Source organism: Methylobacterium hispanicum (genome assembly GCF_022179285.1).
Taxonomy (GTDB): domain Bacteria; phylum Pseudomonadota; class Alphaproteobacteria; order Rhizobiales; family Beijerinckiaceae; genus Methylobacterium; species Methylobacterium hispanicum.
This window is the reverse complement of sequence record NZ_BPQO01000038.1, coordinates 31099-52533: the sequence shown is the minus strand read 5'-3', so window position 1 is coordinate 52533 and position 21435 is coordinate 31099. Positions and strand designations below refer to the sequence as shown.

Here is a 21435-nt window from a genome sequence, read left to right as displayed (position 1 = left end):
GGCCGGCGACGACCTCGTCGAGGGCGGCGCGGGTGACGACACCCAGTACGGCGGCGACGGCAACGACATCCTGGGCGGCCAGGGTGGCAACGACCTGCTGCAGGGTGGGGCGGGCAACGACCGCCTCTGGGGCGACGAGGGCGACGACATCGTATTCGGCGGTGACGGCAACGATGCACTGGAAGGCGGCACGGGCAACGACCTGCTCCGGGGCGAGGCTGGCGCCGACACATTCGTGTTCGGCCGCGGCCAGGGTCAGGACACGGTGAGCGACTTCTCGTTCGCGAGCGGCGACAGGTTGTGGCTGCAGGGCCAGGGCTACACGGTGAGCCAGGTCGCCGGAGGCACGCTCGTCACCCTGTCCGACGGCAGCGTACTCCTGCAGGGTATCTCGGCATCGTCCTTCCAGGCTAGCTGGGTCGTGTAGGGGCTGAAGCTACGGACGACAACCAAGCATGAAAAGGCCCGCCGCGTTCGACCGGACTTGCTGCATCATCCTAGCTGCAGCAAGCCGCCTGAGGTCGTGCTCGGCGAGGATTGAGAACGCACCGGCAGCGCCAGTGTTCTGCATCGAGCCATCGCAGGTCACAGTGGAAGTCCAACTTGGCGACGTGTCAAGCAGCGGACATCCGATCTCGAGATTCTGAGAGACCATCTGGCCAGCATTTTTATGTAACGCTCCGTAGGAAAAGAAGGTCAGGCAGAGGAATACGGATCTTGTTCTGTCCACGATAACGGATCCGCGAGCGGCCTCCTAAAAAGACCGAATTTTAACCTTAGCCTTATAGAGGCATCTACAAAAATCAGCTTCATACCGTTGCAATGTGATGGCAGCCCGCTTCTCGCCACTCAGTAGGATTAAAGCTTTTGCTGATGCCGATGATGGAGCGGCAGCAGTTGAGTTCGCGCTAGTCGCTGTACCTTTCCTGGGGTTGTGCGCCGCGATCATCCAGGTCGCTTTCCTCATCTGGGCCGCTCAAAATCTCGATCGCTCTCTGCAAGTTGGCGCTCGGTCCTTATTCACCGGGCAATTCCAGCTCGCTAACGCCGGGCAAACCGACCCGGCGGCGTTGCTTACAGGGCTTCGGTCACAGATGTGCGGCTCGGCCTCCAGCAATCTCATCACTCTGTTCAACTGCTCTGCAGTCAAACTCGACGTGAGGACGGCCAGCTCCTTCGGCGCGTCCACACCCTCAGCCCCTGTCGATCCGAATACAGGTACATGGAGTACTAATTTCGGAAATACTTATGTGTGCCCCAAGCCCGGCACAATCGTGGTCGTCACGGCAGCCGTTAAATTTCCGGCTTTCCTCGGCCTGCTCGGAGTAAAATTCAGTACCTTCACAGATGGCTCATACCTTTTGATGTCAACGGCGGTTTTCCGCACCGAGCCTTATCAGACTACGGGAACCACAGCATGTGCCAGTTAGAGGCGCCCGGAACCGTAGTGGCCCGTTTTACTTTGTGTCGCTCGGGCAGCGCCATGACCGAATTTGCGTTAATACTGCCGGTGCTGCTGTTAGTCTTCGCTGGCGTCTCAGAGTACGCACATGCGATCGACAACTGGCGCAAGCTGACACTGCTCGCCCGTACTGTGTCGGACCTGACAGCTCAGGGAGACACACAGAACCCTATCGGCTCCGGTCTCATGGCAGATATCTTCGCCTCCTCGAATGCAGTGCTGCGCCCATTCGATAGTTCTGGAGTCAAGATCGTCGTGAGTGCGATGGGCGTCGATCTGACGAAGCTCAACCTCATCCCGAAGGTTTGTTCCAGCACCGCAAGCGCAAACGCCACGGCCCGAGGTCTCGGTGCCGCAAGCGACCTGACTGTGCCAGCCGGATTTCAGACAACAGGCGTACGGTATATCCTGACTGAAGCCAACATGGACTATAGGCCACTCCTCGGCAGTGCATTGGTCAAGCTGCTTGGCAACGCGAACGGAACTTTCAGTTTCAAGGTTAGCATGCCCTGGCCGGCTCGGGGCGGCAAGAAATACGGAGCGAACACCTACACCGAGGTGGTCCTTCCGGGAGGCGAAGAATGCAAGTAGCCGCAGTGTGCAAGGCTGTCGCACGCCTGCGTGGAGCCCGGGACGGCAACGTCGCGATCCTATTTGCCTTTCTCAGCCTGCCGATTCTGGGCCTCACAGGCGCTGCTATCGACTACGGGTTGGCTACTCGTCTTGAAGTGAAACTGCAGGCTGCCACAGACGCGACGGCACTCGCCCTATGTCAGACGCCGCTCTCCACGACCAAGCCTGCGCTGCAGATCCAGGCCAGCATGACGATGGCTGGTTTCATGGGCGCGGCGGTTACAATTGACCCACTCAACATCACCGACAATCCGCGACAGATCACGCTGACTTCGCGGATGCCTTCGCCCATCTTCTTCGGCAAGATCACCGGTACGACGGCGATCAGGCCGCGCGCCACCGCGCGCTGCGCCACTCCCCTGCCTAAAACATTCGAAATTGCTCTCGTGCTCGACAACACCGGCTCGATGAACGTCTCCGGCGGCGGCCAAACGAAAATGCAAGCCCTGAAGACGGCAGCGACCAACTTCGTGGATTACGTCTACAGTAATGACTCTTTCTCGTCTGGGACTCGCCTCTCCATCGTGCCCTTTGCCTCGGCTGTAGCGATTCCAGCAATCTATCGCTCCTCGTCCTGGATCGACCTTGCCGGAAAGTCTTCGTATCATTGGACCAACGTGCTATCGCCGGGCGCCTCCGGCTTCACGAATCGCCTTCAAATTTTCTCGAAACTCCAGAGTGCATACGCTGACTGGGCTTGGGCAGGCTGTCTCGAGACCTTGCCTTATCCGCTCAACGTCCAAGATGTTATGCCCTCTTCCAACGATTCCCTTTTTGTGCCGATGCTAGCGCCCGACGAGCCCGGAGATGGCAGTGTAACGTACGCATGTGTAGGTTCAAACTGCAGCTTCAATAGCTACATCAGAGACATGAATGGGACGTCTGGATGCGACTCTACGAGCAATTTGAGTTTCGCGCAGCTTGAAGGAAGGTCCTGCAAGTACGTCTCTCCTGCTGGGGCGGCACCGACAAATTCCAATTCCTACACCGGGGTGCCAAACGGCCCGAATTTTGGCTGCACGACCAAGCCATTGCAAACGCTGACAAGCGATACCGCCGCCCTAAAGAATCTCATCAACGGCATGGCGCCGCTGGGGTCAACCAACATCCACGAGGGCCTGATGTGGGGTTGGCGAACGCTGTCTCCATTGAGCGTCTTCGCCAGCGGATCGAGCCCGCCGGCCTCCTACAGCTCGAGCACAGTCAACAAGATCCTCATCCTGATGACGGACGGGGAGAACAGTTGGCCAATGAACGGGAACTCGCCCTATAACCAGTCCATGTATTTTCCAGCAGGCTACATCAAGAACGCGGATGGGTCAGGTCCGAATACACGTCTGCCACCAGGCAACCAAAACATCTCGACCGCTTCAAACTCGCGCAATGCGTTAGACGCCCTGACTGCGCAGGCGTGTAGCAATGCAAAATCTGCTGGTATATCGATCTACACGATTGGCTTCAGCGTCTCGGCAGACCCTATCGATCAGCAAGGCCTTAACCTTCTCAGCAGCTGCGCGAGTACGACTAATCAGTTCTTCGTTGCAAATGATGCAAATGGTCTGATCAATGCCTTCAACCAGATTGCATCCAGCATTGGATCGCTTAGACTAACGCAGTAACGCGCGGATACGGCCGCTCTGGTGTCATGGCGACTGCCATGGCCTGGAACGGCTGGCGCCTGTTCGCCAAGGGGCGAGCGGCACGCCGCGCAGCTACCCTCGGCGCGTCATGACGCGCCGGAACTCCGGGCTCCCAGGTCCTTGTGCGTCGAGCGTCACCGTCGTCCGCGAACCGCGACACGAGACGATTCACAGCCCGACCCTCGGTGCTGCTTAGTGCCGGCGCAGTCCTAACCCTCCCCCGATCGCCTACGGACGCCTCGGGCGGCTGCGTGGCACACGACGAGTGACAGTCTTGAACGCGAAGATGACGACGGCTGCGTAGTCCAGGAGCGGACCTTCCCAGAGCCTGCTACGGGTCGGGAGCAGCGGTCCAGGCCCGCCAGCGCCAATGTCGGCTTGTGCTGCAGAGAGCCGTCTGCGACGTTGGGTTCAGCGGCAGCATCGGATTCCTCATGGCGGGCTCCTCAACCCAGGAGCCTTTCATGCCCGAAGTTGTCACTGTTCCCACCAGCACACGTGTTCCCTGGAACCGCGGCCGTATCGTCGGCCCCAAACCGCCACTGAAGCCGAAGCACATCTGGGCCCTGCGCACGCGCCTCCAGCTCGCCAACCGTACGCGAGACCTTGCCCTGTTCAACCTTGCCGTCGACAGCAAGCTGCGCGGGTGTGATCTGGTCGGCCTGCGCGTGAGCGACATCTACCTGGGCGACGCCGTGCGTCTTCGAGCGACCGTCTGCCAGCGCAAGACCGGCAGGCCGGTTCCGTTCGAGATTACCGAACCGACGCGCGAGGCTCTCGCGGCTTGGCTGACTGCGCGCAGGTTGAAAGCCGGCGACTGGCTGTTTCCAAGCCGAAGTCGACTCGGAGAGCATCTCACGACGCGGCACTACAGTCGGCTGGTCGACCGCTGGGTTGCCCTGATCGGCCTGGATCCCTCGGTGTTCGGCACGCACAGCCTGCGCCGCACGAAGGTCGCGCTGGTCTACAAGCGCACCGGCAATATACGAGCCTGCCAACTGCTACTCGGCCACACCAAGCTGGAGAGCACGGTTCGCTACCTCGGCATTGAGGTTGACGACGCTCTGATCCTCTCAGAGCAGACCGAGATCTGAACCGGACGCCGCGGTCGAGATGGCCGCGGCGTGCCAGCATGATGGTCGCCCCCCCAGAGTGCCGAATGACCCTAAGCAGGCTTTGGGAATGTCCGCTTCCTGGCAGCCCAATCTGCGAACGGGCGACCGCGATGGGTGGTTTTGCGACTGTCCGCTTCCGGGAGCGGAAGGGGGAAAAGCGGACAGTGGGCGATTGGCTGAATTCGGCTCCAAGCGGGATGATCGCCCTTTCCGCTAGCCTGCCATAAACTTCCGCGCCGGCAGTTTCAGGCTTCCGGCGGGTTAAGCAGAACCCAGAGGCGCGCGATCCTGCCGTGGACGACTTCTGCGACATCCGACCCCGTGACCGTGACCGAGCCACCTTCGTCACCCGCCTGCCATTGCAGCGAGCCAAAGCCGTGATGGCCGACGGCCGTCCCGGCCGGCGTGAAGCGGAATATCGGGCCAAACCGGTCCAGCAAGGCTCCGGCGACCGCTGAGATGGCGTCGCGTCCCTGCACGACGTTGTCCGGCTCGTACATCACAGGCTCCTCGACGAAGAGTTCGGCGAGTGCTGCGGCGCGCCGCTCCGCGTCCCGCTCGTTGAAAACACGCTCTAAGTTGGCGCGTAGGAGCCGATCGTAATCAGGCTCCGCCGCTTCTGAGATTTTCGATGTTGTGTCCGACATGGGATGTCTCCTTGGCATGGCCGGTTCGGGTGTTCAGTCGAACTTGACGAGGTCGAGCGCGGTGAGCGGCCCGCCAGGAAACTGGACGAAGCGACCACCGACCGCGAGTGAGCCCAGGTCGATGCCGAAGAAGCCGAGCCGGTCGATCAGCGCCGCCACCTCCGCCTTCGCCTGCCCGTCGTCGCCCGAGTAGAACAGCACGCGGCGGCCCCCGTCGCTGGTGGGATCGCCGGATACGAGATCCGGCCGCAGATGGTTGAAAGCCTTCACCACCCGAGCCCCGGGGACGAAGCTGACGAACACTTCGGACGATGAACGGTCGCCCAGGTCGAACGGCTTGAACAGCGGCGCCTCGATGGCGTTGTTCGCATCGATCACGATGCGGCCGGCGAAGTCCGACAGGCCATCGAGGGCGGCCCGCAGCTTCGACCAGTTCACAGCGACGAAGACGATGTCCTTCGAGGCGGCCTCCTCGCGGGTACCCGCCGTGATGCTCGGCCCGAGCGCGGCGACGGTATCCGCCAGGCTTTCCGGCCCCCGGCTATTCGCGATGGTGGCAGGGATCCCACGGCGCGCGAGCGCGGTCGCGATGGCGGCGCTGATCTGTCCGGCGCCGATGATGCCGATGCTGGGCATGGTTTGCTCCTGTATCGCTGGCCTGGCGGTGGCCGGGTTCAGGCGGTGAGCTGGCCGTCGGCGACGATGTCCGCGCCCGTCACGAAGGCCGCTTCGGGGCTCGCCAGAAAGGCGACGACGCTGGCGACCTCGCCGGGCTGGCCGTAGCGGCCGATGGCCATGCCGGGACCCACGATGGCGGCGACCGGCCCGTCGGCCGGGTTCATGTCGGTGTCGGTCGGACCGGGATGCACCGTGTTGACGGTGATGCCCCTCGGGCCGAGGTCGCGGACCAGGCTGCGGTTGAAGCCCGCCACGGCCCCCTTGGTCAGCGTGTAGACCGAGGCCGTCGGGAAGGCGGCGTAGCGGGTCATCGACGAGCCGATGTGAATGACGCGCCCGCCGGCCTTCATGTGGCGGACGGCCTCCTGGGTCGCGACGAACACGCCGGTCACGTTGACCGCGAGCATCCGCTCGTAGTCCTCGAACCGGACCTCCTCAATAGGTGCGTTGATGGCGATGCCGGCGTTGTTGACCAGGATGTCGATGCCGCCGAGCATCTCGACGGTGCGGGCGACGGCCGCCCGGACGGCCGCCGGGTCACCGGCATCGGCCTCGACCGGGACGGCTCTGCCGCCGGCCGCCTATATGTCCGCCACGACCTGGGCGGCACGCTGCGGCGAGGCGCTGTAAGTCAGGGCAACGGTAGCCCCGTCGGCGGCCAGTCGCTTGGCGATGGCGGCGCCAATCGAACGGGAGCCGCCGGTCACGAGCGCTGTCTTGCCGGCGAGGGGTTGGGGTTGCTGGGTCACCGTCGTCACTCCATCGCGTTATTGATGGCGTGAGAATGAGCCAACCACTCGCTCTGGATTAGCCGGAAATGGCTTGGTATGCCTTCAACGGATCGTTGAAGGTGTTGCATGGAGACTTTGGCCAACCTCGAAGCCTTCGTGCGCAGCGCCGAAAGCGGCAGCTTCTCCGAGGCCGCGCGGCGGCTGTCGCTGACGCCGGCCGCGGTCAGCCGCAACGTGGCGATGTTGGAGCGGAACCTCGGGGTGCGGCTGTTTCACCGCTCGACGCGCAAGCTCACCTTGACCGAGGCCGGCGAGGGCTTCCGCCAGGCGGTCGGAGGAAACCTGGATGGCCTGCAAGCCGCGATTGCCGGCGTCTCAGCGGACGGCGGCGAGCCGGTCGGAACGCTCAAGGTCAGCCTGCCGCCGACCTTTGGGTTAAGCCACGTCCTGCCGCTTCTGCCGGGCTTTCTGGCCCGCCATCCGCGCGTCCGTCCGGAATGGCACTTCGAGAACCGCCAGGTCGACCTCGTCGCCGAGGGGTACGATGCCGCCATCGGCGGCGGCTTCGCGCTGTCCCCCGGCATCGTGGCCCGTACTCTGGCACCCGCCCACATCATCGCTGTGGCGTCGCCGGCCTACATGCGGGGCCGCGTGCCGCCCTCCGATCCGGCTGGGCTCCAAGGATTCGACGGCATCGTCATGCGGTCGCTCCAGACCGGTCGCATCAGGCACTGGACGATGCGAGACGCAACCGGCCGCGAGGAGAGCGCGCTCCTGCGGGAAAGCGTCGTCGTGAACGACCCGAGCGCCATGCGGGAGACGGCGCTGCTCGGGCTCGGCGTGGCGCTCGTAGCCGTGCCCGACGCGTACCCAGACCTCGAACGGGGGAACCTCGTACGGCTGCTGCCACGCTGGTACGCCGATGCCGGCGCGATCTCCCTCTACTTCGCCTCGCGCGCCAACCTGCCACCGAAGACGCGGGTCTTCGTCGGTTGGGTGGTCGAGGCGTTTAAGACCGAGCGTCTGGCCGAGCGATTTGCAGGAAGCCTGGGGTAAGTTTTGGTCGCCAGCAGATCAGATAAATGCCCGGAAGCGTGGAAGGAGCCCCGGCCGACCCAGGTCAGCGCGGCGCCATCTCCACGGCTAAACGGCTGGCCAGGGCGCCACGCACGTGCTCGCGGAACAGGCGAACGCGGGCCGGCAACTCCCGCCCCGCGAGGCTGATGGCGCGGAGTGTTCCGCCGCCGGAGGACCACCCCGGGAGCACGCGCACGAGATCGCCGCTCTGAACGGAACGGGCCGCCACCAAGGTCGGGAGCTGGCCGATGCCGGCGCCGACCAGCGTCAACCTCAGTACCGCTGCGAAGTCGCTGGCGAGGATGGCCGGCCGAAGCAGGACCGGCTCGATCCGCCCGTCGGCGGAGAGCAGTTTCGCGAAGGGCCCGAGTTTCTCGCGGCCGAGGATCAGATCGTAGTCAGCGAGATCGGGCAGCCCCGCCGGGGCCGGCCGGCGCTCCAGGTAGGCCGGCGAGGCGTAGAGCCCGATGGCGAGCGTGGCCATCATGGACGCTCGATAGCCGGTGTCGCCGTCCTCGCCGCCCAGGCGAAGCGCCAGGTCGACCCGGTTGGCCGCAAGGTCGAGCACGCCGTCAGTGTTCAGGAGTTCGACCGTGATCTGCGGGAACAGAGCCCGGAAGCTCGCCACGATCTCGGGCATGACCTCGATGCCGAAATCGACGGAGGTGGTCACCCGCAGGTGCCCGGCTGGGACCGCATGGGAGTCGCGCGCGCTCTCGGCGGCCTCGTCGAACAGGGCCAAGCCCTCCTTCGCCCTGGCGTAGAAGGCGAGCCCCTCGGGGGTCGGGGTGACCGCCCTGGGATGGCGCGCGAGAAGGCGGGCGTCGAGCGCCCGTTCCAGCCGGGAGAGCCGGCGGCTCACGCTGCCCTTGGTCTCCCGCAGGCTCGCGGCGGCCGCCGTCACGGTGCCGAGATCGACCACCGCGCAGAAGGCGCGCACGTCAAGAATGTCGCCGCCGAAGGTTTCCGCTCGAGCAACCATGTGGTGCCGGATAGCAGTCTCACATCGGGCCGGGAATGGGGGTAGGCAACCATCAACGCCAAAACACGGCTCGTCGGGAAGGCGAGCCCGGCGCCCTGTTTACGAACCGGAGACAACCGTGAAGTCCCTCACCGCCTCGATCCTTGGCTTGGCCCTGACCCTTTCCGCGCCTGCTATCGCCCAGACTGCTCCGACTCGCGACCCGGCCCAGATCCAGGCCGGCACCTACGCGGTCGATCCGAACCACACCCAGGTCGGCTGGCGCGTCTCCCACATGGGCTTCTCGAACTACGCCGGCGGCTTCTCGGACGTGTCGGGCACGCTGGAGCTGCAGCCGAAGAACCCGGCGGCGGCCAAGCTCTCGGTGAAGATCCCGGTTGCCTCGGTGACGACCACCAGCGCCAAGCTTACCGACGAGCTCAAGGGCGACCAGTGGCTCGACGCCGCCAAGTTCCCCGACATGACCTTCGTGTCCACCAAGGTCGTGCCGGCCGGCAAGGACCACGCGAAGGTAACTGGCGACCTGACGCTCCACGGCGTGACCAAGCCGGTGACGCTCGACGTCACCCTGGTCGGCGCCGGCACCAACCCGCTGAACAAGAAGACCACCGTCGGCTTCGAGGCCACCGGCAAGCTCAAGCGCTCCGAGTTCGGCGTGAAGACCTACGTGCCGCTGATCGGCGACGAGCTGCATCTCACGATCGCGGGCGCCTTCGAGAAGCAGGACTGACATGACCGTCCGGCGGCGCGGGGTCGCGCCGCCGTCCCCCCTCTCTACCGGAGGTCTTCGATGAGCGCGCATTCGTACACGCCGACCGCCAAGGCGCTGCATTGGCTGATGGCCGCGATCTGGATCGCCGCCTGGATCCTGGGCTTCTGCGCCGTCTACCTCCGGGAGACCCTGAACCCTCATCACGGCCTCACCATCACCCATAAGGCGTTGGCCAGCACCCTGCTGTTCCTGATCGTATTGCGGATCGCGTGGCGCCTGACCCATCCGGCCCCGGCCCTGCCCGATACGATCAGCCCGGCGATGAAACGGGTCGCCGGCCTCGGCCATCTGGCGCTCTATGCCCTGGCCCTTCTGGCCCTTCCAATGTCCGGCTGGCTGTGGAGTTCGGTGGCCGGCAAGCCGATCCTTGTCCTCGGCCTGTTCACCCTGCCGCCCCTGACCGCACCGGCAAAGGAGTGGTACGACTCGGCGAAACTCCTGCATGTCACCCTGGCCTGGGGGATGGGGGCTATGGTCCTGGGCCATGCGCTGGTGGCGCTGAAGCACCACTTCGTCGACCGGGATGGCATCCTGCGCGGCATGCTGCCGGCATCCCGCCCTGGGACGTCGGTTACATCGACCCGGGGCGCCGAGGCCTGATCCGAGCGCACTCTCGACACGGGAACGGAACCACACATGGCAGACCTGAGACCCCTCCGCTTCGTCACGCTGGTCGGGAGCCTGCGCAAGGGCTCCTACAACGCGGCCATCGCCCGGGCCCTTCCGGACCTCGCGCCGGAGGGCGTGACGGTCGAGCACCTGGGTTTGATAGGCGCCTTCCCGCACTACGACGCCGACCTGCAGGCCAATGGCTTCCCGGCCGAGGTCGTCGCCATGGGCGAGGCCATCGCGGCCGCCGACGGGGTCATCTTCGTAACGCCCGACTACAACTACTCAGTGCCCGGTGCGCTCAAGAACGCCCTCGACTGAATCTCCCGTCTGCCCTCGACGCCGTTTGCCGGCAAGCCAGTGGCCATCCAGACCGCCTCGCCCGGGATGATCGGCGGCGCCCGGTCCCAGTACCACCTCCGGCAGGTGCTGGTGTTCCTCGACGCGCACGTCCTGAACAAGCCCGAAGTGATGGTCGGCAGCGTGACCGGAAAGGTCGACGTGGAGAGCGGCACCATCACCGACGAGGTGACCCGCGGCTTCCTGGCTAAGCAACTCGAAGCCCTTGCGGCCTTCGCGCGGAGGTCCTGAGCATGGCGACGGGGTGACTTGGGCTGGAGGCAAACTCTCGCTTCCGTCACAAATTTCAGGGTCTCTAGCTGCCCAAGACGGTCGCATCGCCGCCGGGACAGGACAAAGCCACGTCCGCTTTTGGGAACCACAAGACCACGCGCTGGCGACTGGCATGGGTCGCATGGAGACCGTCGGCTCTCCCAGCAACTGCGCCCCGGAGCAGTTATTCCGCTTTCGGCCAGATCCGACGGGCGCCAATCGCCTACCGGGCGTCCCAGACGGGTGGAAAGCGGAAATTAGCTCGCCGCCCGCAAGTGGACGTTCCGCGCTGTCCCGACAACCGGACATTTGATCAGGCTCGCAGCATCTTCGAAGCAGACATGGCCGCCTATCAGGCGTGGACACGGCGCGCCTGTAGCAGGAGCTCCGCGCCCAGATGGCACTTGCGGCAACCTCGAGCATTGCCTTCCGCAGAAGATCCGGTCCTGCGAGGCGCGACGCGCATGTTTCCCGTTCCAGCCTGGCTGCTCCGCCGCGAGACGCTGCTCCTGGCGGCTACCCTCGCGGTCGGTGCGAGCGCGGTAGCGGCCTGGTACCTCTTGCAGGCCAGCGTGCTCACCATCGCGGTCGCCCCGCGGGACGGCACGGAGCCGGAGCTGATCAAGGCCTACGCCGATGCCCTGGACGCGAGCCACGAGGGCGTCCGCCTCAAAATCCTCTCCTTCAACGATGTACGCGAGAGCGCGGCTGCCCTTCAGGACGGGCGTGCCGACCTCGCGGTGGTCCGGCCCGATGTGCTTCTACCCACCAACGGGCTGACGCTCGCAATCCTGCGCGATCAGGCGATGATCATCGCCTCGCCCGCGCAGACTGGCATCAAGAGCTTCCCGAAGCTTGCCGGCAAGCGGCTCGGCATCGCGGCTCACCGGGACGCCGACTTCTCGCTCCTCAAAAACATCCTCGGCTACCACGGCTTGGCCCTCGACACCGAAGCGGCCGGAGGCCCCGTCCGGGAGGGCGCAGTCCATCTCGTCCGTGTGGATCAGGATGGCGTAGCCGCGGCGTTCCGCGATAAGCGGATCGACGCTTTCGTCAGCATCATCGCACCTTCGGCACCCAAAGCTTTGGCCCTGGTCGGTGCCGTACGCTCGGTTGCCCGCAACGGCAAGATCGAGTTCGTCGCGGTCGAGGACGATGGCGCCATCATTGAGCGCTTCCCTCGCCTTCAAGCCGTGACGATCCCGGGCGGCCTCTTCGCGGGTGCCCCCAAGCTGCCCGCCGACGACGTGAAGACGGTGGGGGCCTCCTACCGACTGATGGCCCGAGCTTCTCTCAGTCGGGTCGTGGCGGCCGATGTTACGCAGATGCTCTTCGAGAAGCGCACTGCGGCCGCCGAGAAGACGGATGCCGCCGAGTACGTCCAGGCGCCGGCCTACGACACGACCGCCGCGGCGACGAGCGCGCGTGTCCCGATCCATCCTGGTGCCATCGACTACTACGAGCGCGAGCAGCACGGGTTTGTCGACCGCTACGGCGACACCCTCTACCTGCTGGGCGCTCTGGCCGGCGGCTTGTTCTCGGCGCTCGCATGGCTGCGCCAGCGATTGTCCAACCTACGCCGTGAGCGAATTGACGAAATTATTGACCGTTTGCTGGAGGTCTCTGAGCAGGCCCGGACGCTGACGGATCCGGCAGCCATCGAGGGGCTCAACGTCGAGGTCGACCGGCTTGCCACGGAAGTTGTGCGCTACGCTCGCGAGCGCGACCCGGACGAGCGAACGATGGCGGCCGTCTCGATAGCGATCGACACGGCCAAGGCGACGATCAAAGACTGCCGCCACCTCGCAGCCCCTCCCAAAGATCAGGGTTCGCTTCGATCGCTGAGATCCCTTCGAGCGCATGGATCGGACGCGTGAGCGAGCGAGGTCGAGAAGGTTGCTGACAAGCAGACGTTGCAGAGGTCCGGAAAGGGTGGAACGCGACCTCTGCGTCAAGGTGCAATCTCCCTTCACGAGAAGCCACGGTGCTTGTGGTGAATCGGCATCAAGGCACTTTGAGCACCAACTTACCACGCAAGTGACGCGCCTCACTGATCCGGTGGGCTTCGGCAGCCTCCGACAACGCGAAGGTGCGGATCTCTGGCGGGCGAATGGCCCCGGCTTCGATCAGATCGGCGACCCGGTTCATACCTTCTGCGGATCGTCTCACCGGCGGCTTCAGAGCCAAAATGCCATCCACCTCCGATGGAGGAGGTGGGCCACCGATGAAGGCGGCCCGCCCTCCCGGCCGCAGGACTAGGAGAGTTCGCTCGCCCGTCTCACCACCCACCGTATCGAGCGCCGCATCGCAGCCTTTCGCTGCCTCGACGAAGTCCGCTTCGTTGTAGTCTATGATCTCGTCGGCACCGAGGGAGCGCACGTAGGCATGATTGGCGGCGCTCGCCGTGGTGATGACATGCGCCCCGCGATGTTTGGCGAGCTGGATAGCGACGCCCGCGACGCCGCCCGCTCCACCCTGGATCAGGATCGTCTCGCCCGATTTCAGCTGCAACGTTTCTTCGATCGCGCTGACGGCAGTCAATCCGGTGAGAGCCATCGCGGCCGCCTGCTCATGCGAGACGCCGTTAGGCTTACGGCCCACGATGCCCGCCTTCAGCGCGATCTGCTCTGCGTAACCGCCCTCCACGCCCTGCATCGTGACAGCGAAGACATCATCACCCAAGCGGTAAGTTGTAACACCGGCACCTACAGCCACGATCGTGCCTGAAATATCCCGACCGAGGATGTGTGGAGATACGAGGTTTGGGTAACTGCCGCGCCGCTGCTTCCAATCGGCGGCGTTTATGCTCGCCGCTTTGACGTTGATCAGGACTTCGTCGTCTGCCGGCTTAGGCGCTGGTCGATCTCCGTAGACGAGGGCATCCGGTCCGCCGAACCGCTCGATGTAGACTGCCTTCACGACGTACTCATAGGCTCATGTCGATGCCAAGGTGCTACGCCCCACGCGCGCCGCTGCCTAGGGGTCCAAATCTGACGCCTGATACTATCCTGCACGGCCTGCTTTGGGTGCTCAACCTCGCCGCCGGGACCCTGGGCTGCGTTCGCCGCGGGTTCCGCTGCCGCGGTGTATCCCTGATGATCGCTAAGTAAACCTTCTGGGTCGTCGGGCAGGGGGACGGTGATGCCTTTGCCGGGGTGAACCCTCGACGCCCGCGGCAGCGCGGGCATGACGGCAGCGGGGAACCGCTGGTCCGCGCGCGAGGAGGCGAGTTTCTCGAGATTGGAGCTTAAGTTTGATTTTTGATCGGCGTGACATCCTGAAGGTAGGGCTCGGCGCGGCCTCGGTTCTTCCCGTCGGCGGTGAGGCGGTGGCCGGACCGGCGGCACCATCCGCGCCTGTGACGTCCGGGCCCAACGCGATGTCTTCCGCCGTGCCAGGAATGTATCGGATGCCGACGAGCGCCATCGACAGCCTGATCTTCCGCGATCTGTTCGGGTCGGCGGAGATGCGCCGGATCTGGTCCGACGAGTACCGGACGCAGATGTACCTCGACTGGGAGGCCGCCTTGGCGCGGGCGCAGGCGAAGGTCGGCGTGATCCCGCAGACGGCAGCGAACGAGATCACGCGGGTCTGCAAGGTAGAGAACATCGACTTCGCCCGCTACGCCGAGGAGACGCTGACCATCGGCTACCCGGTGCTGGGCCTCGTGCATCAGATCGCTCATCTCTGTCAGGGCGATGCAGGCAAGTACTGCCACTGGGGCGCGACCACCCAAGACATTACAGACTCGGCCACGATCCTGCAGATCAAGGCGAGCTTCGACCTGATCGCCGAGGATCTCGACCGGGCCATCGTGGCGACCGAGACGCTCGCGCGCGACCATCGCTCGACGCCGATGGCGGGCCGCTCGAACCTGCAGCAGGCCGTGCCGATCACCTTCGGCTTCAAGATGGCTCGGCTTCTGGCCACCCTGAAGCGTCACCGCACACGGCTAGTCGAGATCCGCCCCCGGATCGAGGTGTTCGAGTTCGGCGGCGCGGCCGGCACCCTGGCGACCCTCGGCGACAAGGGTTTTGCCGTTCAGGAGGCGCTGGCCAAGGAGCTCGGCCTCGCGCAGCCGGAGATCGCGTGGCACACGGAGCGCGACCGCGTGGCCGAGGCGGGCTGTTACCTCGGGCTGCTGACCGGCACCCTCGCGAAGTTCGCCACCGACCTGAAGCTGATGATGCAGACCGAGGTGGACGAGGCGGCCGAGCCCTACGTCACCAACCGCGGCTCCTCCTCCACCATGCCGCAAAAGCGTAACCCGATCTCCTGCTGCTACATCCACGCCTGCGCCGCGACCGTGCGCCAGGGTACGGCAGCCCTCCTCGATGCGATGGTCGAGGATCACGAACGGTCTACCGGCCCGTGGGAAATCGAGTGGATCGTGCTGCCGGAGGTCTTCACCCTCACGGGCGGCGCGCTGAAACAGGCGGTCTTCGTGCTGGAGGGCCTCGAAGTCCATCCGGACGCGATGAAGAGGAACCTCGGGCTTACCAAGGGGATGATCGTCTCGGAGGCGGTCATGATGGGGCTGGCGCCGAAGCTCGGGCGGGACAAGGCGCACGACGTCCTCTACGCCATCATCCACGATCCACAGATGGGCGACCGGTCGCTCGCCGAGATGCTCCTAGCCCGCAAGGAGGTGACGGATGTCATCTCTGAGGCCGAGATTCGCCGCCTGACCGATCCCGTGAACTATCTCGGCCTCTCCGAGGCAATGACTGATCGGGTGCTGAAGGCGAGCTGAGCTCCCGGGGTGTATCCTCGACTGGCATTCCGGCGGAGTTCGAGGGCGTCGAACGGTTGGAGAAGCCGCTTCAGCTCCGGCAGATCGTTGGTGCGGTCGCTCGGCTGATGTCTTCGGCCACGTAGCCCGAAAGCGGACGCTCCCAACGTCTCAGAAGGGTCGGAGGCGGAACGTCCGCTTCCGGGCCGGCAGCAAACTTCCGCTTATGGCGCCTTGTGGACCTTCGGCATGCTTCAGAGCGACCTGAGTGAGCGAGAGGGGGATGCCTTACAGCCGCCTGTGGATGGTCAGAGGGCGCCCTTGGCAGTGATCGCAGGATCGTATCCACTGCGTGTGCACACGAAGCTGAGGCGCCTGCAACTGCAATAACTTAGCTGATGCCTTCTGTTGAGGTCATGCTGGGTGAGAATCCTGGCGCCCCAGCCAATTCTTCCCTGCGCATCAGCGGGTTAGAGGCCGAGACATCTCGGACACACAGGAACAGATGGTGATTTGAGCCGGCACGCTTCCCGGCACACCCCGGGCGAGGCAATCTGCAGCGAGCACGGGAGGCTCGCTTGGCCAACATCTACAAGCGTGGACGGGTCTGGTGGGGACGCGCGAACGTCCACGGCGTCGAGCACCGCACATCGCTGAAGACGCACCATGAAGCCGTCGCCAAGGCGAAACTGCGTGCGTGGCTTCCGGAGATCGGATCGCAGCCATACGCCCACTCGGTGCGCGGAAGCCTCGGCGGTATGCTGGCCAATCCCAAGAGGTCAGACGGCACGATCTACGCGATTGGCTATGGTGAGAAGGTCAAGATCGGTTGGACCGATGGCACGGTCGGCTACCGACGCGACGGCCTTCAGATCGGATGCCCTGAGGATCTGGAGGTGTTCGCGAGTCGACCCGGATCTTGAGCGGAGGAGCGAGCCCTTCACCGCCGCTTCGCTGATCACCGCATCCGGGATGAGTGGTTCCGTGTCGAAGGCGAAGTCGCAGCGTGGCTGGCCAGGGGCGCCCACCCTTCAGCGGTGTGACCCGCGCGCGATAGCCGGCCTCCCCCATCCCGCGCCGATGTCCGCGGACCATCATGACAGCACGAAAAGCGCCCTGGTACGAATCCGAAAGCGCTGGACCCGTGTCACGGCAAACGACACGCCGACAACCGATCGTGCAGCAAGGCGTTTGGGCAAACCCAAACCCTTATGGAAGCGCCATTAGGCTAGTCTGTGCGCTTTTGGCGCAGTTACCGGAACTGATGGGCCGACTCGGGAGCGAGCGCCACATCGGCGGTGCGATCCATAGCCTGCAAGGTGAGAAAACTCAACAAAAACAACATCTCGGAACAAAACTCTGACCGCCCGCCAAACATAAGCTGCTAGGCCCGGGGTCATTGGCACTTACACGAATGACATCGTATATGCGCGACTAGTGCCAGGCGCGCTAGATGAGCTGAATAAAAGAAATCCTTCAGATGGGCACGGTCACAGAAAGCACAAGCACTTCCAGCATCTTACTGACGAATTCGGTCACCCTAAGCTCAAAGACCACTTGGGTGACGTCGTCCTGCTGATGAAAGACTCTAACTCATGGCCTGAGTTCAGAAGGCTATTGGAGAGGGTGAAGCCCAGGATCAGCGCGCCGGGCGAGTTGCCCTTCAATCCAGGACAACCGTAGCCACGCCATGGCCGATCGGAAGTCCACGGGCGTGATCACCTGGCGCCGGACCTTCGACGACGCGCCCCACGATTTTGTCGCGGAGCGGGACGGTCTCACGCTCGGGCGCATTCATCGGCACAGGCCGGGCGGGTTAGAGCGCGAGGTCTGGTTCTGGACCGCGAGCGGGCTCCTCACGACGGCCGCGGAGATCGGCAAGGTGTACGGTGTAAGCCGGCGGCGCGCCGCGCAATGCGAAGAAGAGGGGCGGCATGGTCAGGCTCCACAGCAGGAACATGCTCGCCGCGTGCGACAGGCTGTTCCCGGACAGCCGCACGCCGATCCCGTTGACCACGGTGTAAGCCCCGATCTGAAGGCCGGTGAGCAGCGCGGCGGGAAGGAAGTCGGCGCGCACCCGCCGCCCCTGCAGGGCGAGCGAGAGGATACCGCCGGAGACCAGCGCGACGCCAACGATCGGCAGGACGCCGAGGGCTTCCTGCGCGAACAAGGCCGCGCCCAGCGCCACGGGGACGGGCGAGGAGCCGCGCGCGATCGGATAGGTCTGCCCGGGGTCGCCAGAGCGATAGGTCCACACGAGGGACAGGTTGTCGGCCGTATGGATGCGGGCGGAACTGATCACGTACGGCCAACCCGCCGCGTTCGGCCAGGGCAGGAACACCATCGTCGCCGCCGAAACGCAGGCGACGGCGATCATCATCAGCGTCATCGACCAGAGGCGGTCTCTGCCGCCGCGCAGCACCGCGTTCCAGCCGGCGTGCAGGAACGCTGCGGCCATGACGCAGGCGAGGACGAGCGGACTCATGCGCGGTCGCTCCTCTCGTGCGTCACGGGCGCCTCGGCACGGCGAGATGCGGTGCCAGGGCGAGCATGAGCGGGACGACGGCGAGGGCCATCGCTGCGGCAGCGACCGCCGCCCAGCTCGGCCCAACCGCGTCGCCGAGCGGGCCGTAGAGCAGGGGAGCGGCCAGCGCGGAGCCGCCGAGGGTGCAGGTGTAGAAGATCGCGAAGGCCCGCTCGACGCGTCCGCCCGGCGCCAGATCCGGGACCGTGCCGTACAGCACCGAGGATGTGCCGTTCAGCATCAGGCCGAGCCCCGGCAGCACGACGAGGGCGGGCGCCAGCGGAAGGATGATCATCGCCAGGATCGCCACGGCCGTGCCGACCTCCGTGAGGAGCACGCTGCGCGTCACCCCGAAGCGCTCCCCGAGCCGGCCGAACGCCGCCTTGCCGAGGGCACCGCCGACGGCGACGAGCGCGAAGGCCATGCCCACCGCGGAGAGCGCCGCGCCCTTCTCCTGCAGCAGGAACGGCAGGTAGACGAGAAAGGCCGGGCGCGCGGCGTTGTCGAGCATGCCGATCGCGACGAGGAGCCCGAAGGCGGCCCGCTGCGGCGGCGGGTCGGCCCCTTGCGCCACATCGTGCGGAGCCGGCCGCGCGCGCTCCCCCGCCGCGCCGCGCGCGCAGGGCTCGCGCGGCAGCAGGCCGGCGACCCCGACCGCGACGGCCAGACCGAGACCGGCGACGAGCCAGAGCACGGAGCGCCAGTCGAGCCCGGCGAGCAGCAGGCCGACGAGCGGCGGCAGCGCCGCCTTCCCGAGATCGCCGGCGAAGTTGTAGGTGCCGAGTGGGCCGCGCGCGCCGCGCCCGTAGGCCCGCGCGATCACCGCGGAGGCGAGCGGGTGCTGGGTGCTGCTGCCCGCTCCGGCGAGCGCGAGGGCCCCGCAAAGCCCGACCACGCCGCCCGAGGCCCCGGCGAGCGCGTAGCCGCCCGCGCTGAGCAGCGTGCCGAGCACCAGAACGCTGCGGGCGCCGAGTGCGCGGGCGAGCGCGGTCGCGGGCATCTGCAGGCCGGCCAGGGCGCCGACATAGAGCGCGCGCACCAGCGCGAGGGCGACGTAGCCCAGGCCGAACTCCGCCTGCCAGACCGGCAGCAGCACGTAGATCAGGTCCGTATAGCCGTCGTGCAGCGCGTGATTGATGCCGGCGGCGGCCAGCGTCCTCGCGGGCCGCGGTGCGGCACCGGCCTCCGGACAGGGCGGGCCCGCGGCCCGCGCCTCCGTTCCCTCGGCGGTCGTCGTCGGCATGAAGCGCCCCCTGTCCGGCGTGCGGTGCGGCCTGCGGCCGCCGTCGTGAGCGCTACATCCGTGAGCTTCCGGCGATGAGCCACGTTTGCCTCACGGTATCCGTGCGCTAAGCTCACGGGTGCCGGCCCCGGGATCCGATGCGTCGCCTTCCGCCCCTTCACGCTCTGCGCGTCTTCGAGGTCGCCGCCCGTGCCGGCAGCCACGCCGCAGCGGCGGCCGAGCTCGGGCTGACCCACGGGGCCGTCAGCCGGCAGGTCGCCGCGCTGGAGGCGTGGTTCGGCCAGCGCCTCTTCGTGCGGGTCGGACGGAACGTAGTGCCTACGCCGGCGGCACGGGCCTTCGCGGAGGCCGTCAGCCTCACCTTCGACCGGCTCGATGCCGCGGCCGAGATCTGCGGCCGGCCTCTCGCGCCGCGGACCCTGCGGGTGAGCACACCCACGACCTTCGCGATGCGCTGGCTGATTCCCCGTCTGGATCGCTTCCACGCGGCACGGCCGGAGGCGGAAGTGGTCGTCACGACGACGACCACTCTGCACAACGCTCTGCGGGGCGGCTTCGACCTCGCAGTCCGGCGCGAGCCACGGCTCGGCGCGGGCGCCCACCATCCCTGGGGGGCCTACCGCGCCGTCCCCTTCCTGGCGGAGGCCAACACGCTGGTGGCGAGCCCGTCCCTGCTTGCCGCCCGCCCCCTGCGCGCACCGTCGGACCTCGCGGGCGGCACTTTGCTGACGAGCGAGACCCGCCCAGGCGACTGGGGCGACTGGCTCGCCGCCGCCGGCCTGCCCCTGGAACTGGGCCCCCGACGGACGTTCGATCATTACTTCGTCGCGCTGCAGGCGACGGCGGACGGGCTCGGCTACGGCGTTGGTCCGCTGCCCGTGCTGTCCGGTGATCTCGCGGCGGGCCGTCTCGTTGCGCCCTTTCCCGAGATTGTCGTGCCCCGCCCCGGCTACGTGGCTCTGGTGCCGAACGACGCGGACAAGACACCGACGCTCACCGCGTTCATCGACTGGCTCGTCGCCACGAGCGCGAGCGGGGCCTGACGATCGCCGGGGGCGGTAGGACGGACATTCCGTCGCCGGGTGGAATGCGCTAGCGTTCGGTTCAGCGCGAACGAGCTTTCGCATGCTGGCAGATCCTGCTCGCTCGCGCCTCGACAGCTTTCGCTCACGTCCCTGGAGGCCGGACAGCATGCTCTCGGAGCGTCAGAATGCGATCATGACCATCGCCCGCAGCGATGGCCGTGTGCTCGTCGAGGCCTTGTCCGGACACTTCGCGGTCAGCGTCCAGACCATCCGCAAGGATCTCAACGACTTGTGCGATGCGCGTCTCCTCTCGCGCATCCACGGCGGCGCGGTGCTCGGGGCGGGAGCCGAGAACCTCGGCTACGAGGCGCGCCACGCGCTGGCGGCCCCCGAGAAGGCCGCGATCGCCCGCGCCGCAGCCGACTTGATCCCGGACCGCTCCTCGCTGTTCATCAACATCGGCACCACGACCGAGGCGGTCGCCAGTGCCCTGCTCAGCCATTCCGGTCTGATGGTGATCACCAACAATCTCAACGTCGCTCACGCCCTGCGCGCGAGCCCGGAGATCGAGTGCGTCGTGGCGGGCGGTCTCATCCGGCGCTCGGATGGAGGAATCGTCGGGGAGGCGGCCGTCGACTTCATCCGCCAATTCAAGGTGGATTTCGCGGTCATCGGCGCCTCGGCCATCGACGAAGACGGGTCGCTCCTCGATTTCGACTATCGGGAGGTCCGAGTGGCGCAGGCGATTATCGCCAACGCGCGCCACGTCATGCTCGTCGCGGATGCGACCAAGTTCGAGCGCAGCGCGCCCGTGCGCCTCGCCCATCTCGGCCAGATCGGCACCTTCGTGACGGATCGCTGTCAAAGCGAGGCCCTGCGCGATCTCTGCCGCGCGTCCGGGGTGCGCCTCGTTGAAACGGGACGTTGACCATCGACTTTCGGTTGACTTTCGT

Annotated in this window: 19 protein-coding genes and 3 pseudogenes; 15 read left to right on the top strand and 7 right to left on the bottom strand. The window is 65.8% G+C overall.

Annotation, left to right across the window (positions count from 1 at the left end; translation table 11 throughout):
* The 5 genes from MFF56_RS28620 to MFF56_RS28600 form a co-directional block, all read left to right on the top strand.
* The coding region (locus tag MFF56_RS28620; RefSeq protein WP_373324226.1) for a calcium-binding protein at window positions 1–427 on the top strand (427 nt) is incomplete at its 5' end.
* A gap of 400 nt (window positions 428–827) precedes the next feature.
* Window positions 828–1430 (top strand): TadE/TadG family type IV pilus assembly protein, encoded by a 603-nt coding sequence (locus tag MFF56_RS28615; protein ID WP_082773118.1) that lies wholly within the window; start codon window positions 828–830, stop codon window positions 1428–1430.
* 53 nt (window positions 1431–1483) lie between these two features.
* Entirely contained in the window at window positions 1484–2053 is a 570-nt protein-coding gene (locus MFF56_RS28610) for a TadE/TadG family type IV pilus assembly protein (RefSeq protein WP_238231889.1), read from the top strand.
* Window positions 2044–3714, top strand: coding sequence for a TadE/TadG family type IV pilus assembly protein (locus MFF56_RS28605; RefSeq protein ID WP_082773116.1), 1671 nt, complete (start codon window positions 2044–2046; stop codon window positions 3712–3714). The genes MFF56_RS28610 and MFF56_RS28605 overlap by 10 nt, the downstream gene beginning before the upstream one ends.
* A 485-nt stretch (window positions 3715–4199) precedes the next feature.
* Window positions 4200–4829, top strand: a complete 630-nt coding sequence (locus MFF56_RS28600; protein WP_066923743.1) for a tyrosine-type recombinase/integrase — start codon at window positions 4200–4202, stop codon at window positions 4827–4829.
* Window positions 4830–5095: 266 nt separating this feature from the next.
* On the opposite strand, the gene MFF56_RS28595 is transcribed toward MFF56_RS28600, so the two are convergent.
* The 3 genes and pseudogenes from MFF56_RS28595 to MFF56_RS28585 form a co-directional block, all read right to left on the bottom strand.
* Window positions 5096–5497: a nuclear transport factor 2 family protein gene (locus MFF56_RS28595; RefSeq protein ID WP_066923740.1), complete on the bottom strand. Its 402-nt coding sequence runs from the start codon at window positions 5495–5497 to the stop codon at window positions 5096–5098.
* A 33-nt stretch (window positions 5498–5530) separates the two neighbouring features.
* The gene (locus tag MFF56_RS28590; protein WP_066923738.1) at window positions 5531–6133 is read right to left on the bottom strand and encodes an NADPH-dependent F420 reductase; all 603 of its coding nucleotides are present in this window, start codon (window positions 6131–6133) and stop codon (window positions 5531–5533) included.
* Between the two features lie 38 nt (window positions 6134–6171).
* Window positions 6172–6933, bottom strand: a pseudogene (locus MFF56_RS28585) (3-oxoacyl-ACP reductase family protein).
* A 99-nt stretch (window positions 6934–7032) separates the two neighbouring features.
* On the opposite strand from MFF56_RS28585, the gene MFF56_RS28580 reads away from it, so the two are divergent.
* The gene (locus MFF56_RS28580) at window positions 7033–7962 is read left to right on the top strand and encodes a LysR family transcriptional regulator (protein ID WP_066923737.1); all 930 of its coding nucleotides are present in this window, start codon (window positions 7033–7035) and stop codon (window positions 7960–7962) included.
* A gap of 64 nt (window positions 7963–8026) precedes the next feature.
* Here the strand turns inward: MFF56_RS28580 and MFF56_RS28575 are convergent, their stop codons facing one another.
* Complete coding sequence (locus MFF56_RS28575) at window positions 8027–8923, bottom strand: LysR family transcriptional regulator (RefSeq protein WP_238231887.1); 897 nt, start codon at window positions 8921–8923, stop codon at window positions 8027–8029.
* A 160-nt stretch (window positions 8924–9083) separates the two neighbouring features.
* On the opposite strand from MFF56_RS28575, the gene MFF56_RS28570 reads away from it, so the two are divergent.
* The 4 genes and pseudogenes from MFF56_RS28570 to MFF56_RS28555 all read left to right on the top strand — a co-directional run bounded on the left by MFF56_RS28570 (window position 9084) and on the right by MFF56_RS28555 (window position 12835).
* Window positions 9084–9695, top strand: a complete 612-nt coding sequence (locus MFF56_RS28570; protein ID WP_066923734.1) for a YceI family protein — start codon at window positions 9084–9086, stop codon at window positions 9693–9695.
* Window positions 9696–9755: 60 nt separating this feature from the next.
* Window positions 9756–10337, top strand: coding sequence for a cytochrome b (locus tag MFF56_RS28565; protein WP_066923733.1), 582 nt, complete (start codon window positions 9756–9758; stop codon window positions 10335–10337).
* Between the two features lie 36 nt (window positions 10338–10373).
* Window positions 10374–10937: pseudogene (locus MFF56_RS28560) on the top strand (NADPH-dependent FMN reductase).
* A 485-nt stretch (window positions 10938–11422) separates the two neighbouring features.
* Window positions 11423–12835: a TAXI family TRAP transporter solute-binding subunit gene (locus MFF56_RS28555; protein WP_066923732.1), complete on the top strand. Its 1413-nt coding sequence runs from the start codon at window positions 11423–11425 to the stop codon at window positions 12833–12835.
* Window positions 12836–12962: 127 nt separating this feature from the next.
* On the opposite strand, the gene MFF56_RS28550 is transcribed toward MFF56_RS28555, so the two are convergent.
* Window positions 12963–13877 carry an NADP-dependent oxidoreductase gene (locus MFF56_RS28550; protein ID WP_082773115.1) on the bottom strand — a complete coding sequence of 305 codons (915 nt, stop codon included), beginning with the start codon at window positions 13875–13877 and terminating at the stop codon, window positions 12963–12965.
* Window positions 13878–14367: 490 nt separating this feature from the next.
* Between MFF56_RS28550 and pcaB the strand changes: the two genes are divergently transcribed.
* From pcaB to MFF56_RS32365, 3 genes and pseudogenes are all read left to right on the top strand, one after another.
* Window positions 14368–15711 carry a 3-carboxy-cis,cis-muconate cycloisomerase gene (gene pcaB / locus MFF56_RS28545; RefSeq protein WP_066923730.1) on the top strand — a complete coding sequence of 448 codons (1344 nt, stop codon included), beginning with the start codon at window positions 14368–14370 and terminating at the stop codon, window positions 15709–15711.
* Between the two features lie 557 nt (window positions 15712–16268).
* Window positions 16269–16613, top strand: coding sequence for a hypothetical protein (locus MFF56_RS28540; RefSeq protein WP_066923729.1), 345 nt, complete (start codon window positions 16269–16271; stop codon window positions 16611–16613).
* Between the two features lie 472 nt (window positions 16614–17085).
* Window positions 17086–17373 (top strand): annotated as a pseudogene (locus MFF56_RS32365) (P63C domain-containing protein); the annotation flags it as partial.
* Between the two features lie 133 nt (window positions 17374–17506).
* On the opposite strand, the gene MFF56_RS28535 reads toward MFF56_RS32365, so the two are convergent.
* Together MFF56_RS28535 and MFF56_RS28530 are read right to left on the bottom strand one after the other, a co-directional pair.
* Window positions 17507–18175, bottom strand: coding sequence for an EamA family transporter (locus MFF56_RS28535; RefSeq protein WP_238231885.1), 669 nt, complete (start codon window positions 18173–18175; stop codon window positions 17507–17509).
* 22 nt (window positions 18176–18197) lie between these two features.
* Window positions 18198–19457 carry an MFS transporter gene (locus MFF56_RS28530; protein WP_066927059.1) on the bottom strand — a complete coding sequence of 420 codons (1260 nt, stop codon included), beginning with the start codon at window positions 19455–19457 and terminating at the stop codon, window positions 18198–18200.
* A gap of 137 nt (window positions 19458–19594) precedes the next feature.
* Between MFF56_RS28530 and MFF56_RS28525 the strand changes: the two genes are divergently transcribed.
* Both MFF56_RS28525 and MFF56_RS28520 read left to right on the top strand, forming a co-directional pair.
* Window positions 19595–20500, top strand: coding sequence for a LysR substrate-binding domain-containing protein (locus tag MFF56_RS28525; protein WP_066927061.1), 906 nt, complete (start codon window positions 19595–19597; stop codon window positions 20498–20500).
* 148 nt (window positions 20501–20648) lie between these two features.
* Window positions 20649–21410, top strand: a complete 762-nt coding sequence (locus MFF56_RS28520) for a DeoR/GlpR family DNA-binding transcription regulator (protein WP_066927063.1) — start codon at window positions 20649–20651, stop codon at window positions 21408–21410.
* Window positions 21411–21435 lie beyond the last annotated feature (25 nt).